Source organism: Curtobacterium sp. MCBD17_035 (genome assembly GCF_003234815.2).
In the GTDB taxonomy this organism is placed as follows: Bacteria; Actinomycetota; Actinomycetes; order Actinomycetales; family Microbacteriaceae; genus Curtobacterium.
Map to the genome: position 1 here is coordinate 2575238 of NZ_CP126279.1, position 14426 is coordinate 2589663.

13 protein-coding genes are annotated in these 14426 nt (G+C 71.8%); 4 read left to right on the forward strand and 9 right to left on the reverse strand.

The annotated features are described in order from the left end of the window. Positions 1 to 69: 69 nt before the first annotated feature. The 7 genes from DEI93_RS12125 to typA form a co-directional block, all read right to left on the reverse strand. Positions 70 to 1299: a citrate synthase gene (locus DEI93_RS12125; RefSeq protein ID WP_258368678.1), complete on the reverse strand. Its 1230-nt coding sequence runs from the start codon at positions 1297 to 1299 to the stop codon at positions 70 to 72. Positions 1300 to 1471: 172 nt separating this feature from the next. Further along, complete coding sequence (gene dapC / locus DEI93_RS12130) at positions 1472 to 2620, reverse strand: succinyldiaminopimelate transaminase (RefSeq protein ID WP_111120287.1); 1149 nt, start codon at positions 2618 to 2620, stop codon at positions 1472 to 1474. A gap of 3 nt (positions 2621 to 2623) precedes the next feature. Continuing rightward, entirely contained in the window at positions 2624 to 2941 is a 318-nt protein-coding gene (gene fdxA / locus DEI93_RS12135; protein WP_111010856.1) for a ferredoxin, read from the reverse strand. Beyond that, a complete protein-coding gene (locus tag DEI93_RS12140; RefSeq protein ID WP_111120286.1) occupies positions 2938 to 4239 on the reverse strand; it encodes a PIG-L family deacetylase in 1302 nt (433 codons plus the stop codon). The genes fdxA and DEI93_RS12140 overlap by 4 nt, the downstream gene beginning before the upstream one ends. Before the next feature lie 62 nt (positions 4240 to 4301). After that, complete coding sequence (locus DEI93_RS12145; protein ID WP_111013647.1) at positions 4302 to 4889, reverse strand: hypothetical protein; 588 nt, start codon at positions 4887 to 4889, stop codon at positions 4302 to 4304. Further along, entirely contained in the window at positions 4889 to 6082 is a 1194-nt protein-coding gene (locus DEI93_RS12150; RefSeq protein ID WP_258372304.1) for an amidohydrolase, read from the reverse strand. Before DEI93_RS12150 ends, DEI93_RS12145 begins: the two co-directional genes overlap by 1 nt. A gap of 113 nt (positions 6083 to 6195) precedes the next feature. Then, the gene (typA, locus tag DEI93_RS12155; protein WP_111010860.1) at positions 6196 to 8118 is read right to left on the reverse strand and encodes a translational GTPase TypA; all 1923 of its coding nucleotides are present in this window, start codon (positions 8116 to 8118) and stop codon (positions 6196 to 6198) included. Between the two features lie 86 nt (positions 8119 to 8204). Between typA and DEI93_RS12160 the strand changes: the two genes are divergently transcribed. The 3 genes from DEI93_RS12160 to DEI93_RS12170 all read left to right on the forward strand — a co-directional run bounded on the left by DEI93_RS12160 (position 8205) and on the right by DEI93_RS12170 (position 10716). Beyond that, positions 8205 to 9005, forward strand: coding sequence for a CPBP family intramembrane glutamic endopeptidase (locus DEI93_RS12160; protein ID WP_111010861.1), 801 nt, complete (start codon positions 8205 to 8207; stop codon positions 9003 to 9005). Positions 9006 to 9290: 285 nt separating this feature from the next. Further along, positions 9291 to 9617, forward strand: a complete 327-nt coding sequence (locus tag DEI93_RS12165; protein ID WP_220037904.1) for a peroxiredoxin — start codon at positions 9291 to 9293, stop codon at positions 9615 to 9617. Between the two features lie 496 nt (positions 9618 to 10113). After that, entirely contained in the window at positions 10114 to 10716 is a 603-nt protein-coding gene (locus tag DEI93_RS12170; RefSeq protein ID WP_111120284.1) for a hypothetical protein, read from the forward strand. A gap of 141 nt (positions 10717 to 10857) precedes the next feature. Here the strand turns inward: DEI93_RS12170 and DEI93_RS12175 are convergent, their stop codons facing one another. Further along, on the reverse strand, positions 10858 to 12633 hold the full coding sequence (locus DEI93_RS12175; RefSeq protein ID WP_111010864.1) for an ABC transporter ATP-binding protein: 1776 nt from the start codon (positions 12631 to 12633) through the stop codon (positions 10858 to 10860). Between the two features lie 92 nt (positions 12634 to 12725). On the opposite strand from DEI93_RS12175, the gene DEI93_RS12180 reads away from it, so the two are divergent. Then, positions 12726 to 13361: a PH domain-containing protein gene (locus tag DEI93_RS12180; RefSeq protein WP_111120283.1), complete on the forward strand. Its 636-nt coding sequence runs from the start codon at positions 12726 to 12728 to the stop codon at positions 13359 to 13361. Between the two features lie 44 nt (positions 13362 to 13405). Here DEI93_RS12180 and DEI93_RS12185 read toward each other — a convergent pair whose 3' ends face one another. Next, a complete protein-coding gene (locus DEI93_RS12185) occupies positions 13406 to 14422 on the reverse strand; it encodes an ABC transporter permease (protein ID WP_111010866.1) in 1017 nt (338 codons plus the stop codon). Positions 14423 to 14426: the final 4 nt, after the last annotated feature.

Genomic DNA, 14426 nt, shown 5'->3' on the forward strand with positions numbered 1-14426 from the left:
GCCGGCCGGTCCGCTCCCGTTCCGTACGGGAACAGCCGCGGGGGCAGCCGCGGGGATCAGCCGCGGGGGTCAGCCGCGGGGCGGCAGGTCGCGCTCGGCGTGGCCGAGGTACAGCTGCTGCGGCCGACCGATCTTGTTCTGCGGGTCGGTGTTGAGCTCGCGCCACTGGGCGATCCACCCGGGCAGCCGGCCGATCGCGAACAGCACGGTGAACATCCGCGGCGAGAACCCCATCGCCTTGTAGATGACGCCCGTGTAGAAGTCGACGTTCGGGTACAGCTTCCGCGACACGAAGTACTCGTCCGCGAGCGCGATGCCCTCGAGCTCCATGGCGATGTCGAGCAGGTCGTCCTGCACCCCGAGTGCCTCGAGGACCTCGTGGGCGGACTCCTTGACGAGCTTGGCCCGGGGGTCGTAGTTCTTGTAGACCCGGTGCCCGAAGCCCATGAGCTTGACGCCGTGTTCCTTGTTCTTCACACGCTCGACGAACCGCGACACCGGCTCGCCCGAGTCACGGATCTTCGCGAGCATCTCGAGCACGGCCTCGTTCGCACCACCATGCAGCGGACCGTAGAGGGCGTTGATGCCCGCCGAGATCGACGCGAACATGTTCGCCTTCGTCGAGCCGACGAGTCGCACGGTGGACGTCGACGCGTTCTGCTCGTGGTCCTCGTGCAGGATGAGGAGCCGCTCGAGCGCCTTCGACAGGACCGGGTTGACCTCGAACGGCTCGGCCATCGTGCCGAAGTTGAGCCGCAGGAAGTTGTCGACGAAGCTCAGCTGGTTGTCCGGGTACAGGAACGCCTGCCCGATGCTCTTCTTGTGCGCGTAGGCCGCGATCACGGGGAGCTTGGCGAGCAGGCGGACGGTCTGCAGCTCGACCTTCTCGGGGTCGTCGACGTCCATGTCGTCCTCGTAGTAGGTCGACAGCGCGCTCACCGCGCTCGACAGGACGGACATCGGGTGCGCCGAGTGCGGCAGGGCGTCGAAGAGCCGCCGGAGGTCCTCGTGCAGCAGCGTGTGCCGCCGGATGCGGTCGTCGAACGCCGCGAGTTCGTCCGCCGTGGGGAGCTCGCCGTAGATGAGGAGCCAAGCGACCTCGAGGTACGTGCAGTTCGCCGCGATCTGCTCGATCGGGTACCCGCGGTACCGGAGGATCCCCTGCTCGCCGTCGATGTAGGTGATCGAGCTCTTCGTCGCGCTCGTGTTCACGAAGCCGTAGTCGAGCGTCGTGAAGCCGGTCTGCTTCGTCAACGTCGCGATGTCGATGGCCGACGCACCGTCCGTGCTGCGCAGGATCGGGAACTCGGCGGTGCCTCCCGGGTAGTGGAGGACCGCGGTGGGTGCCGCCTCGTCCGGGGTGCCGGTCGGGGGCAGTGTGGCCGCCTTCTGAGCGTCATTGGCAGTGTCAGTCACGACGACAGCCTAAACCGACGACCGTGGCGCACGCGCACGGGAGGCCCGGCGCCCGTCAGCGCGGAACCGGCGACTCCGCCGCGTGGTCGGCGACCGGACCGGTCCCGGACGACCGCAACCGCACGACCGCGGCATCGATGCGCTCGTCGGTCGAGGTGAGGGCGATGCGCACGTGCGAACCACCAGCACTGCCGTAGAACGTGCCCGGTGCGACGAGGATCCCGAGTTCCGCGAGCGCCGCGACCGTGGTCCAGGCGTCCTCGCCGCGCGTCGCCCAGAGGTACAGCCCGGCCTCGCTGCGGTCGATCCGGTAGCCCGCCGCCACGAGTGCCGACGCCAGGCGGTCGCGCCGTCCCGCGTACCGCGCCTTCTGCTCGCGGACGTGGGCGTCGTCGGCGAGCGCGACGATCATCGCCTGCTGCACCGGCGCCGGGGGCATCATGCCGGTGTGCTTGCGGACGGCCAGGACCTCGGCCAGCACCCGCGCGTCACCCGCCACGAAGCCGGCGCGGTAGCCGGCGAGGTTCGACTGCTTACTCAGCGAGTACACGCTGAGCACGCCGTCGTGCGTGTCACCGACCACGCGGGGGTCGAGGATGCTCGGCGTCGGGGTGTCGTCGTACGGCGGCTCCCACCCGAGCTCCGCGTAGCACTCGTCGCCCGCGATGACCGCGCCGAGGGCACGGGCTCGCTCGACCGCGACCCGGAGCTCCTCGATCGACAGCACGCGGCCGTCGGGGTTGCCCGGCGAGTTGAGCCAGACGAGCTTCGTCGACGCCGGCCAGGACGCGGGGTCGTCGGCGGCCAACGCCTCGGCGCCGACGAGGGCCGCGCCGAGCTCGTAGGTCGGGTAGGCGGCCTCGGGGAACACGACCGTGTCACCGGGGCCGATGCCGAGCCACAGCGCGAGTCCGGCGATGAACTCCTTCGACCCGATCGTCGGCAGGACCTCGTCCGTCGTCAGGGTGATCCCCTGACGTCGGCCGTACCAGGCGACGATGGACTCGCGCAGCGCGGGGGTCCCGGCCACCTGCGGGTAGGCATGGGCGTCCGTGGCGTCGGCCAGAGCGCGACGGACGAGCTCGGGCGTCGGGTCCACGGGCGACCCGACGCTTAGGTCGACGATGCCGTCCGGGTGGCCGCCCGCGCGATCCTTCGCGGCGGCGAGCTGGTCCCAGGGGAAGTCCGGCAGGTCGAGCGGCACGGGTCAGCCCCGCGGCGGCTCGGCGAGCACGACCGGGTGGTCCTGGTGGATCACACCGACCTTGGCGGCGCCGCCCGGCGACCCGATCTCCTGGAAGAACTCGACGTTCGCCTTGTAGTAGTCCGCCCACTCCTCGGGGAGGTCGTCCTCGTAGTAGATGGCCTCCACCGGGCACACCGGCTCACACGCACCGCAGTCGACGCACTCGTCGGGGTGGATGTAGAGCGAGCGGTCGCCCTCGTAGATGCAGTCGACCGGGCACTCGTCGATGCAGGCGCGGTCCTTGACGTCCACACAGGGCTGGGCGATCACGTACGTCACGGTTCTTCGGTGTCCCTTCGAGGCGGCAGCGTCGAGTCTACTCCGGGCGGGTGGGCGTCCCCGCCGTCGGCCATGGCGTCGACGGCGGCCGGACCGCGCTCTCGGCCGTCGGCGGGGACCGTGCCCGCCGGCGGAACGCCGCGAGGGGGCAACGACGGCCACGCGAGCACGAGCATCGCGATCACGGCCGGCCCGAACGTCCACACGTACCCGGCCGTGTTCGCGAGGACGAGCGGCGAACTCGTCCCGCCGACCGCCACGAGCACCTGGGTGACGAGCAGGACCCCGAGCGCCGCCGCCGTCACCATCCACCGGGAGCGGAAGACGAGCCGGACGCCGAGCAGCAGGCACGCGACGAGCAGCGTCGTGATCACCATGCCGACCGGGAGGCTCCCCAGGGTCTGCTGGTGGGTGATCGTGCCGAGGCCGCCGACCACGGCCCCCGCTGCGAGCGCGGCGACGACGAGCAGTGACTGCACCCCCCGGCCGTGCTCGGCGAACGACTGCGCCGCCGGCGCTGCGGGTGGCGCGTCGTGCCGGAAGCCCTCGCGCGCGGGCGCCTCGAGCCGGGCGCCGTGCGGCATGACGTACGTCAGGCGCTCGGGCTGCTCGGGGTCGAGGGGATCGACCGTGAGCTGGCTCCGGTACTGCTCGAGCGCGGCACGCACCCGGGGGCGCACCGGCAGCACGTCGACGACGAGGTCGGCCTGACCGCTGTCGGCGTCGACGATGGTCGAGAACGGGACGTCCTCGGCACGGGCGGCGTACCGGGCAGCCGCATGCACCCGCACGTGGTCCGGGTGTCCGTACCCGCCGTCGTCCGCGTAGCTGACCACGGCATCGGCACCCGTCGAGCGGATCGCCGCGCGGACGTCGTCGACGACCTCCCCCAGGTCCGCCGCGGTGAGCGAGTCGGCCGGCGCGTCCTCGGCGGCCGTCGCCCGCCCGTCCGCGGCCCACCGCATGCCGGAGTCGCTGTACCGACGCGGCGGCAGGTCCGTGGGACGGGCGCCGGGGCCGCCGAGCCACAGGTGCCGAGGCCCGCCGAGCGCGGCGAGCGCGGCCGCGATCTCGGTCTCGCGGTGCGCGGCGACCCGGGGCGCGTCGCCGAAGAGCGGCGCGAGCGCCGGCGTGAGCATCTCGCCGCGTTCACCCCGTGTCGCGGTGAGCACCGTCACGTCGGCACCGAGTTCGACCAGGGTCGCGATCGTGCCCCCGGTCGCCAACGTCTCGTCGTCGGGGTGGGCGTGGACGAACAGGACACGCTCGGGGCGCGTCGCCGGGGTGGGCGTGGACATCGCCACCCAGGGTACGGGATCGGCTGGGATCGGCTCGGTGGTGGAGCGCCGCCGGACGGCGGTCAGCGCGGGGTGACGATGTACGTCGCGGTCACGCCGTCGTGGCCGGTCGAGAAGGCGAGCACCACGCGGTACCGGTCGCTCCGGAAGAGGCCGAATGCGCTGCGGGCGTCGCTCCGCACGGCACCGTCCGCGAAGCCGTCCGCGGTGAGCCGAGCGTGTGCCGTCGTGAACTCCGCGACCGAGGCGACGCGGACCTGCACCACCCAGCCCGACCCGGCGGGTCCGCTCCCCCCGCCGAGGACCGTGCCGTCGACGAGCGGGACGGCGTGGGTCGGGAACCCGGCGGGGACCGCACCGTCGGTCGTCACCGCCGCGCCCCGCAGGGCGGCGTCGAGCGCGCCGTCGATGCCGCCGGCCACCTGCCGCATCCCGCGCTGGATCGAACCGCCCGTGACGCCCTGGAGGCCCGACCGGACGCCCGACGCCACCGACGACGCGACCGCCGTCCCGACCCCCGAGACGTGGTCGGTGATCCCGGCGCAACCCGTCAGCCCGACGGCGAGGACCGCCAGGACCGCGGCCGTCGGCACGACCCGCGGTCGCGCCGCACGGCGATGCGCCCGACCGGAACGCGGCGTGCGCGACATCAGGCGAGCCAGGCCCGGGTCGCCGCGACGAAGGCGTCCACCCCGACCGGGATCGACGCCTCGGCGAGCGGGGCGAAGAACGGCGAGTGGTTCGTCGGGACCTCGGCGCCGTCGGCGAACAGCGCCGGGTCCGTCGTGCCCGTGAACCAGTACACGATGGGGGCCTCGGCCGCCGTCGCGAGGTCGCCGACGTCCTCGCTCGCCATGCCGAGCACCGAGTCACCGGCCACGAGCGACGGCACGACCCCCTCGAGGGCGGCCAGCACGCGCCCGGCGGCGTCGGCGTCGTTCACGAGGACGTTCGCCCCCGGCCGCACCCGGACGAGTGGCTCCTCGAGGCCGCCCGCCGCCGATTCCGCCGCGACGATCCGGCGCACCGCCTGCTCGACCTGGTGCCGGGTGTCGTCGGTCTGGGCACGCGTGCTCACCTCGATCGTCACCTCGTCGGGGATGATGTTGGCGCGGGTGCCACCGTGGATGCTGCCGACGGTGACGACCGCGGCCTGCCGGGGACCGACCTCCCGGGCGACGACCGACTGCAGCCGGACGACCGCCGACGCGGCGGCGACCACCGGGTCACGGGTCGTCTGCGGCGCGGAGCCGTGGCCGCCCCGGCCGCGGAACGTGATCGTGAACCGGTCGCTCGCGGCCATCACCGGCCCAGACCCGACCGTCACCCGTCCGACCGGCTCGGGCGCGGTGTGCTGCCCGAGCACGACGTCGGGGCGGGGGACGCGACCGACCAGGTCGTCGTCGACCATCGCGCGGGCACCGCCGATGACCTCCTCGGCCGGCTGGAACACCGCGACGACGGTCCCCGCCCACGAGTCCCGCGTCGCGATGAGTCGCTCGAGCGCACCGAGCAGCCAGGTCATGTGCAGGTCGTGACCGCACGCGTGCATCGTGCGGGTCTCGGAGCCGTCCTCGTCGACGGCGGTGTGGACGCTCGCGTACGCCAGGCCCGTTCGCTCCTCGACCGGCAGGCCGTCCATGTCGGCGCGGAGCCACACCACCGGGCCGGCAGCGTTCTCGAGGACCGCGACCACGCCCGTGCCACCGACCCCCGTGGTCGGTTCGAGGCCGAGCGATCGGAGATGGTCCGCGACGACACCGGCGGTCCGGTGCTCGGCGAACGCGAGCTCGGGGTGCGCGTGCAGGTCGCGGTAGATGTCGAACAGCGGGAGCGTCGTCACCCGACAACCGTAACCGGCTGCCGTCGACGCGACGGGCATCTCGTCCGGGAACGACGACGCCCGCCGGCTCCGGAGGGACCGACGGGCGTCGTCGTGTGCGGAGGGACCGCGGCTCAGGCGTCCTGGCGCTTGAGGCGCGCCGTGGCCCGGGCCCGGGACTGGGCGTCGAGCTCGACCTTGCGGATCCGGACGGCGTCGGGGGTGACCTCGACGCACTCGTCCTCGCGCGCGAACTCGAGGCACTCCTCGAGCGAGAGCTGCCGGGACGGCGTCATCGACTCGAACGTGTCGGCCGTGGACGACCGCATGTTCGTGAGCTTCTTCTCCTTGGTGATGTTGACGTCCATGTCGTCGGCGCGCGAGTTCTCGCCGATGACCATGCCCTCGTAGACCTCCTCGGTCGGGTTGACGAAGAACGTCATCCGCTCCTGGAGGTTCGTGATCGCGAACGGGGTCACGACGCCGGCGCGGTCGGAGACGATCGAGCCGTTGACGCGCGTCTGGATGGGGCCGGCCCACTCGCCGTACCCGTGCGAGATCGCGTTCGCGATGCCCGTGCCGCGGGTCTCGGTGAGGAAGGCGGTGCGGAAGCCGATGAGCCCACGCGACGGGACGATGAACTCCATGCGCACCCAGCCCGTGCCGTGGTTCGTCATGTTCTCCATGCGACCCTTGCGCGCGGCCATGAGCTGCGTGATCGCGCCGAGGTACTCCTCGGGCGTGTCGATCGTCATGTGCTCGTACGGCTCCTGGAGCTTGCCGTTCTCGTCACGCCGGGTGACGACCTGCGGCTTGCCGACCGTGAGCTCGTAGCCCTCGCGCCGCATCTGCTCGACGAGGATCGCCAGGGCGAGCTCGCCGCGGCCCTGGACCTCCCACGCGTCGGGACGGCCGATGTCGACGACCCGGAGCGAGACGTTGCCGACGAGCTCGCGGTCGAGGCGGTCCTTGACCATGCGCGCGGTGAGCTTGTGCCCCTTGACCTTCCCGACGAGCGGGCTCGTGTTCGTGCCGATCGTCATGGAGATCGCGGGATCGTCGACCGTGATGGTCGGCAGCGGGCGGACGTCCTCGGGGTCGGTCAGGGTCTCGCCGATGGTGATGGTGTCGAACCCGGCGACGGCGACGATGTCACCCGGGCCGGCCGACTCGGCGGGGAACCGGTCGAGCGCCTTCGTGATGAGGAGCTCCGTGATGCGGGCGTTCACGACCGAGCCGTCGTGCTTGACCCACGCGACGGTCTGCCCCTTCTTCATGGTGCCGTGGAAGATGCGGAGCAGCGCGAGACGACCGAGGAACGGCGAGGCGTCGAGGTTCGTGACGTGCGCCTGCAGCGGGTGGGTGTCGTCGAACGTCGGCGCCGGGACGTGCTGGAGGATCGCCTCGAACAGCGGCTCGAGGTCGTCGTTGTCGGGCAGGGTGCCGTCGGCGGGCTTGTTGCGGCTCGCGGCACCGTTCCGGCCGGACGCGTAGACGACCGGGACGTCGAGGATGGCGTCGAGGTCGAGGTCGTCGACCTCGTCCGAGAGGTCCGACGCCAGCCCGAGCAGGAGGTCCTGGGACTCGGCGACGACCTCGTCGATGCGCGAGTCGGGACGGTCCGTCTTGTTGACCAGCAGGATCACGGGGAGCTTCGCCGCGAGCGCCTTGCGGAGCACGAAGCGCGTCTGGGGCAGCGGGCCCTCGGACGCGTCCACGAGCAGGACGACGCCGTCGACCATCGAGAGGCCGCGCTCGACCTCGCCACCGAAGTCGGCGTGGCCCGGGGTGTCGATCACGTTGATCGTGATGCGTCCGCCGTCGTTGAACTCGGCCGCGTGGATCCCGTTGTAGAGCACCGAGGTGTTCTTCGCGAGGATGGTGATGCCCTTCTCGCGCTCGAGGTCGTTCGAGTCCATCATCCGGTCCTCGCCCTCGAAGTGGGCGTCGAACGAGTTGGTCTGCGTGAGCATGGCATCGACCAGGGTGGTCTTGCCGTGATCGACGTGTGCCACGATGGCGACGTTGCGCAGGTCGGACCGGGTGGCGAGCGCCATACAGGACTTCCTTAGAGCGTGAGGGAGAGGATCGGGCAGAATGCCCGGCGTCCGAGTCTACCGGGCGCGGACGACCCGGAGGGACCTTGGACGAGGACGTCGACACGCCCACCGCGAACACCGCTCCGCCGACGTCCCGCGGCCGGCTCGCCGCCGAGGTCGTCATCGTCCTCGCCCTGTCACTCGGGGCGAGCGCCGTGTACTCGATCGTCGAGATCGTCGACGACCTGACGAAGACCACGGCGCTGGCGTCGCAGACGACGACGCTGAACACGTCGCAGGACGACCGCTCGCTCTTCGACCTGCTCGACCAGCTCATCGGCGTCGCCGTGGACCTGGCGCCGGTCGCGCTCGTCGCGTTCCTGCTCTGGCGGAGCGCGCGACCACACCTGGCGCGGCTGGGGATCGACCGCTTCCGCCCGCGTGCGGACCTCGGGGGCGCCGCAGGTCTGGCCCTGCTCATCGGCGTCCCGGGGCTCGGCCTGTACTTCGCCGGACGGGCGCTCGGCATCACGGTCGACGTCGTGCCCACCGCGCTCGGCACGTACTGGTGGACGGTCCCGGTGCTCCTGCTGTCGGCGATCCGCTCCGGCCTGCAAGAGGAGGTGATCGTCGTCGGTTACCTGTACGAGCGCCTCGGCCGGCTCGGGTGGGGCCGCTGGACGGTGATCACGTCGACGGCGGTCCTCCGCGGCAGCTACCACCTGTACCAGGGCTTCGGCGCGTTCGTCGGCAACGCCGTGATGGGCATCGTGTTCGGCTGGGTGTACACGCGGTGGGGGCGGCTCCTGCCGCTCGTGATCACGCACTGCCTGCTCGACGCCGCGGTGTTCGTCGGCTACCCGTACGTCGCGTCGGCGTTCCCACACCTCTTCGGTGCGCACTGACCGCTCCGTCGATCGGTTCGGCGCCCACCGACCGCGCATCGGATCGGCCGAGACACCGGCGACGGCCCCCAGATCGAGGGGGTTTCACAGGTCAGCGGTCCAGTGAGCGTCCGAGGACGCCTACCGTGGAGGCATGGCGATCCCCGGCGTCGGCGAGCTGGCTCCCGACTTCACCCTCCCCGGCACGCTCCTGCGCCGCGGAGAGCGGACCGACGACGCCTACTCGCTGCGCGCGCAGATCGGCCGGACCGTCGTGCTCGCCTTCTACCCGGGGACGCGACGCCCGTGTGCACGGCGCAGATGTGCAGCTACGAGCGCGAGCTCGACGAGTTCCTGGAGCTCGGGGCCATCGTCTGGGGGGTCAGTCGCCAGGGACTCGACTCGCACGAGTCGTTCGCCCGCGGGGCTTCGCTGTCGTTCCCGCTGCTCGCCGACACCGCGGGCGAGGTCGTCCGTGCGTACGGTGTTCGAGCCCCGGGCGTCGGTGTCCGGCGCTCGGTGTTCGTGATCGGCCCGGACGGGGTCGTGCGGTGGCGCCACGTCGGCCTCGTCGGCATGCGGTTCCCGAAGGCCTCGACCATCCGCGAGCACGTCGAGGCGCTCGTCGCCTGAGGGCCAGGACCGGAACCCGCGACCCCCGTTCCGGCGCCCACCGCTCCGCCGGGGCGGCATCGCCGACGCGCGGTGTTCCACTGGACACGGCGCGCCCGGGATGACGTCTTCGACCGGGGGGCTTGACACCCGAACGGGGGGTACCCGTTAATTGGTATCGGAGAGTCAACCTCCTTCAGGACTGTCTCCCCGGGGAATCGGGTCTTTCTCCGGTTCGCGGTGCGTGTCACGCCCGCTCGGCAGAATGTCCCCGGGGAGACCTCTCCCCACTCAGGGACCCGCACCGCATGCTCCACCGCAACACGCAGCACTGCAAGGAGGAATCCGCAGACCGCTGCGGCCCCCGCCGACGGGTACGGCAGGAACCGCAGCTGTCGGCTCCGTTCCCACGACGACCACGGGTAGGTCGTCCGGGAGCGTCCGGCGCAGCACCGGCGATGACGACGGGTACGTCATCGCCGGTGCAGCGGCCACTCGTGTCTGCGACCATGGGAGCGTGAGCGTGCCGCACGACGACCCCGTCCCGTTCCGGCTCGTCGCGCCCGCGATGCGCCGCTTCGCCGTCGCCCTCTGGATCGTCGCCGTCGCCCTCGTGCCCATCGGGCTCATCACCGACGGCCCCCGCGCACTGCTGCTCGTCCCCGCCCCGTCCGCGTTCACGGCGTGGTTCGCCTGGACCGCTCTCTGGCGTCCCCGCGTGCTCGCGACCGCCGACGGCGTCGTGGTCGTCGACGTCCGTCGCACGACGCGGATCGCGTGGGGCCGTGTGCTCGAGGTCCGATCACGGTTCGGCCTGGAGGTCGTCACGAGCGAGGGTGACCGCCGCACGTGGATCGCCCCGCGGCCCACCGCGCGTCTCCGCCTGACCCCCGTCGCACCGCTCGGACCGGGAGGCCCGGCGCAGGCCGCGGAGACCACCCTCACCGTCGCCGAGGCGGCGGACCGCCTCCGGGCCTTCGTCCCGTCCCCGGCGCCCCTGGAGGGCCCGCCGCCCGCCGAGGTCACGCCCGCTCGGATCGAGCACCGCGTGCACGGCTGGAGCGTGGTGGCGCTCATCGCGCTCGGCCTGCTCGGGTCGATGGCTGGCGCGCGCATCTGAACCGGGCCTCCCGGTCCGGCCCGGCGCGCACATCGGAGCCGGGCCTCCCGGTCCGGCCCGGTGCGCCACCGGAACCGGGCCTCCCGGTCCGGCCCGGTGCGCCACCGGAACCGGCCGGGAAGGCCCGACCAGGGCCTCCCGTCAGGCGTCCGCGCCGGCCGCCAGGATCGCCCGGCGCAGCTCGCGACGCTCGCGCTGGACCTCCGGGTCCGGCAGCGGGACGGCGGCGATGAGGCGCTGCGTGTACGGGTCCTGCGGGTCACGCAGGATCTGGTCACGCGTGCCGAACTCCGCGAGCTTGCCGTGGTGCATCACCGCGATCCGGTCCGCCAGCACGTCGATGACGGCGAGGTCGTGCGTGATGAACAGGCACGCGAAGCGGAACTCGCGCTGCAGGTCCTTGAGGAGCTCGAGGACGGTCGCCTGCACGGACACGTCGAGCGCGCTCGTCGGTTCGTCGGCGATGAGGAGTGCGGGCTTCAGCGCCAGTGCCCGGGCGATGCCGATGCGCTGCTTCTGCCCACCCGACAGCTCGTGCGGGAAGCGGGTCGCGTAGGCGCGCGGCAGCCGGACGCTGTCGAGCAGGGACTCGACCTCGCGGTTGAGCGCGCCGCCCTTGATGCCCTTCGCGAGCAGCAGCGGCTCACCGATCGACTGCCCGATGGTCATCCGCGGGTTGAGCGACGACGCCGGGTCCTGGAACACGATGCCGGCGTTCTTGTGCACCTGACGGACGAGCGACCGCGTGGACTTCGACAGGTCCACGCCCGTGACGTCGAGACGGCCCGAGGTGATCGGCAGCAGCCCGATCGCCGCGCGACCGAGCGTCGTCTTGCCCGAGCCGGACTCGCCCACGAGACCGACGACCTCGCCCTCGTGCACCGTGAGGTCGACGTGGTCCACCGCACGGAACGCCTTGACGCGCCCGCGGCCCGGGTACTCGATCACGACGTCGTCGAACGCGAGGACCGGCTTGCCGACCTCGGGCACGTCGTGGTGCACGGGGTGCACGACGGCGACCGGCTCGTCCGACTCGACGACGTGTTCGAGCGTCTCGGTCACGTCGATGGCCTCGCCACCGGCCTGCCCGAGCCGCGGCACGGCGTCGAGCAGCGTCCGGGTGTACTCGTGGCGGGGGTCCGCGAAGACCGTGGCGACCGTGCCGGTCTCGACGGCCTCCCCCTGACGCATGACGACGATGCGGTCCGCCAGGTCGGCGACGACGCCCATGTCGTGCGTGATGAGCAGGACCGCGCTGCCGAGCTTGCCCGCGAGGTCACGGATCAGGTCGAGGATCTCGGCCTGCACCGTCACGTCGAGCGCGGTCGTGGGCTCGTCGGCGATGAGGAGCTTCGGATCGCACGAGATCGACTGCGCGATCATCGCCCGCTGACGCTGACCGCCGGAGAGCTGGTGCGGGTACGAGTCGAACGCCTTCTGCGGGTCGGGCATCTCGACCATGGCGAGGAGCTCGATCGCGCGGTCGCGTGCCTCGTTCGGCGAGATCCCGTAGTGGATCCGCAGCGTCTCGACGATCTGCGAGCCCACCGTGAACACGGGGTTCAGCGCGGTCATCGGCTCCTGGAAGATCACCGCGATCTCCTTGCCCCGGTAGTCCCGCATCTGCGCCGGACGGAGCCCGAGCAGTTCGGTGCCCTGGAAGCGGACCGAGCCGTTGACGCGGGCGTTCCTGGGCAGCAGCCCCAGGATGGACATGGAGCTGACCGACTTGCCCGAACCGGACTCGCCGACGAGCGCCAGGACCTCCCCCGAGCGGATCTCGTAGCTGAGGTGCTTGACCGCGGGGGTCCAGTAGTCGTCGACGGCGAAGTCGACGTCGAGGTCGGTGACCTCGACGATCGGCGCACCGACCGTGGTCCGGGTGGCAGTCGCGGAGGCGGGCGTGCTCGTGCTCATCGACGTCCGGTCCTTTCCCGGCCGCACGAGGCGACCGCGTGGTTGGTGTTGACGATGTGCGGAGCGCTGTGGCGACCTGCGACGATGGCCGCATGGTCTCCCCCGCGCCGGATCCGCGCACCGTGTTCGTCTCGAGGTTCAACCGCGTGCTGGCGATCGCCCTCTGGGTCATCGTGGCGGCGCTGCTCGCCGCTGGCGTGGCGAACGGCCACGACTGGCACCGCTGGCTCGGCCTCGTGCCCGCGGCGTTCGGCGGACTGCTCGGCTGGACCGCGCTCTGGCACCCGCGCCTGGTCGTCGACGACGACGGCGTCGAGGTGGTCAACGTGTTCCACACCGCCGACGTCCCGTGGGCGGCGCTCGTGCACGTCGACACCCGCTTCGCCCTGACGCTCGTCACGCCGCACCGCAAGATCGCCGCCTGGGCGGCCCCCGCGCCCGGCCGAGCGGGCGTCGCCCTCGCGCGGCGCCGCAACCAGCGCCACGGCCGAGTCGGACTGACCCCGACCACCGCGCCCGGCGAACGCAGCGCCGGTGACCTGCTGTCGACGGAGTCCGGCGACGCGGCGTACCTGGTGCGTGAGCACTGGGACGGCCTGCGCGAGTCCGGTCGGATCGAACTCGGCGTCGCCGACACGGTCGCCGTACCCGTGCGCCTGCACGTCGTGACGATCGCCCTGCTCGTGGCGACGGGCGTCGGCGGCTGGTTCGCGATCGCCGCGCAGTGACACTCGCGCGGCTCCGCGCCCGCTGACGGTCAGGACCAGGGCGGTCACGCGCTGATCATCTCCGACTCGGAGGAGTTGTGGAGCTCGCGCTCCTTGGTGCGACGGATGCTGAACCGCTTCGAGCGCGGGTCGAACGCGTCGCGCAGGCCGTCACCGACGAAGTTCACGCACAGGGCGAGCAGCACGATGAACGAGGCCGGCCACCAGAACAGGTACGGCCGCGTCTGGAACGCCGACTGGTTCTGGCTGATGAGGAGACCGAGCGACGAGTCCGGCGCCTTGATGCCGTAGCCGAGGTAGCTCAGGGCGGTCTCGAGCAGGATCGCGGTGGCGATGAGCAGGGTCGCGGAGACGATGATCACGCCGATCGCGTTCGGCAGGATGTGCCGGAAGATGATCCGGATGTCGGACGCGCCGGCGACGCGGGCCGCCTCGACGAACTCACGCTCGCGGAGCGACAGGAACTCGGCGCGCACGAGTCGGGCGATGACCATCCACGACACGAGTCCGAGCAGCAGCGCGAGACCCCACGCCCCGAGGCCGTTCGCCGTCTTGCCGACGACGGCGCCGATGACGATCGCCGGGATCACGATGAAGATGTCGGTGATGCGCATGAGGATCGCGTCGGTCTTGCCGCGGAAGTACCCCGCGACCGCGCCGACGACCACTCCGATGAAGGTCGCGAAGACGCCGATCACGATCATGACGAGCACCGAGTTCTGGATGCCCCGCATGGTGAGCGCGAAGTAGTCCTTGCCGATGCGGTCCTGGCCGAACGGGTGGTCACTGCTCGGGGCGCCGCCGCCGACGAGCGGGTTGAGCGCCTTGTACGAGTAGTGCCACCACCCCGGGATGGGACCGAGTCCGATCGCCGAGATGCTGAACAGGATCACGAGCACGTAGACGACCAGCGAGATCACCGCGAGCTTGTTGCCGAGGAACCGACGCAGGATGATGCGGCCCTGGCTCTCGCCGGGCTCGTGTTCCTGACCGGAGGCCGCGTCGTCGAAGCCGTCGCTGATGTTCGGCTCGAGCGGGGCGCCGCCCTGCAGGGTGCTCATCGCA

Excerpts from the sequence above, each read along its gene's own strand:
- DEI93_RS12140 (WP_111120286.1), bottom strand. The coding sequence starts at position 4,239 with ATGTCCACGCCCACCCCGGCGACGCGCCCCGAGCGTGTCCTGTTCGTC.
- DEI93_RS12145 (WP_111013647.1), bottom strand. The coding sequence starts at position 4,889 with ATGTCGCGCACGCCGCGTTCCGGTCGGGCGCATCGCCGTGCGGCGCGA.
- typA (WP_111010860.1), bottom strand. The coding sequence starts at position 8,118 with ATGGCGCTCGCCACCCGGTCCGACCTGCGCAACGTCGCCATCGTGGCA.
- DEI93_RS12175 (WP_111010864.1), bottom strand. The coding sequence starts at position 12,633 with ATGAGCACGAGCACGCCCGCCTCCGCGACTGCCACCCGGACCACGGTC.
- DEI93_RS12180 (WP_111120283.1), top strand. The coding sequence starts at position 12,726 with ATGGTCTCCCCCGCGCCGGATCCGCGCACCGTGTTCGTCTCGAGGTTC.
- DEI93_RS12185 (WP_111010866.1), bottom strand. The coding sequence starts at position 14,422 with ATGAGCACCCTGCAGGGCGGCGCCCCGCTCGAGCCGAACATCAGCGAC.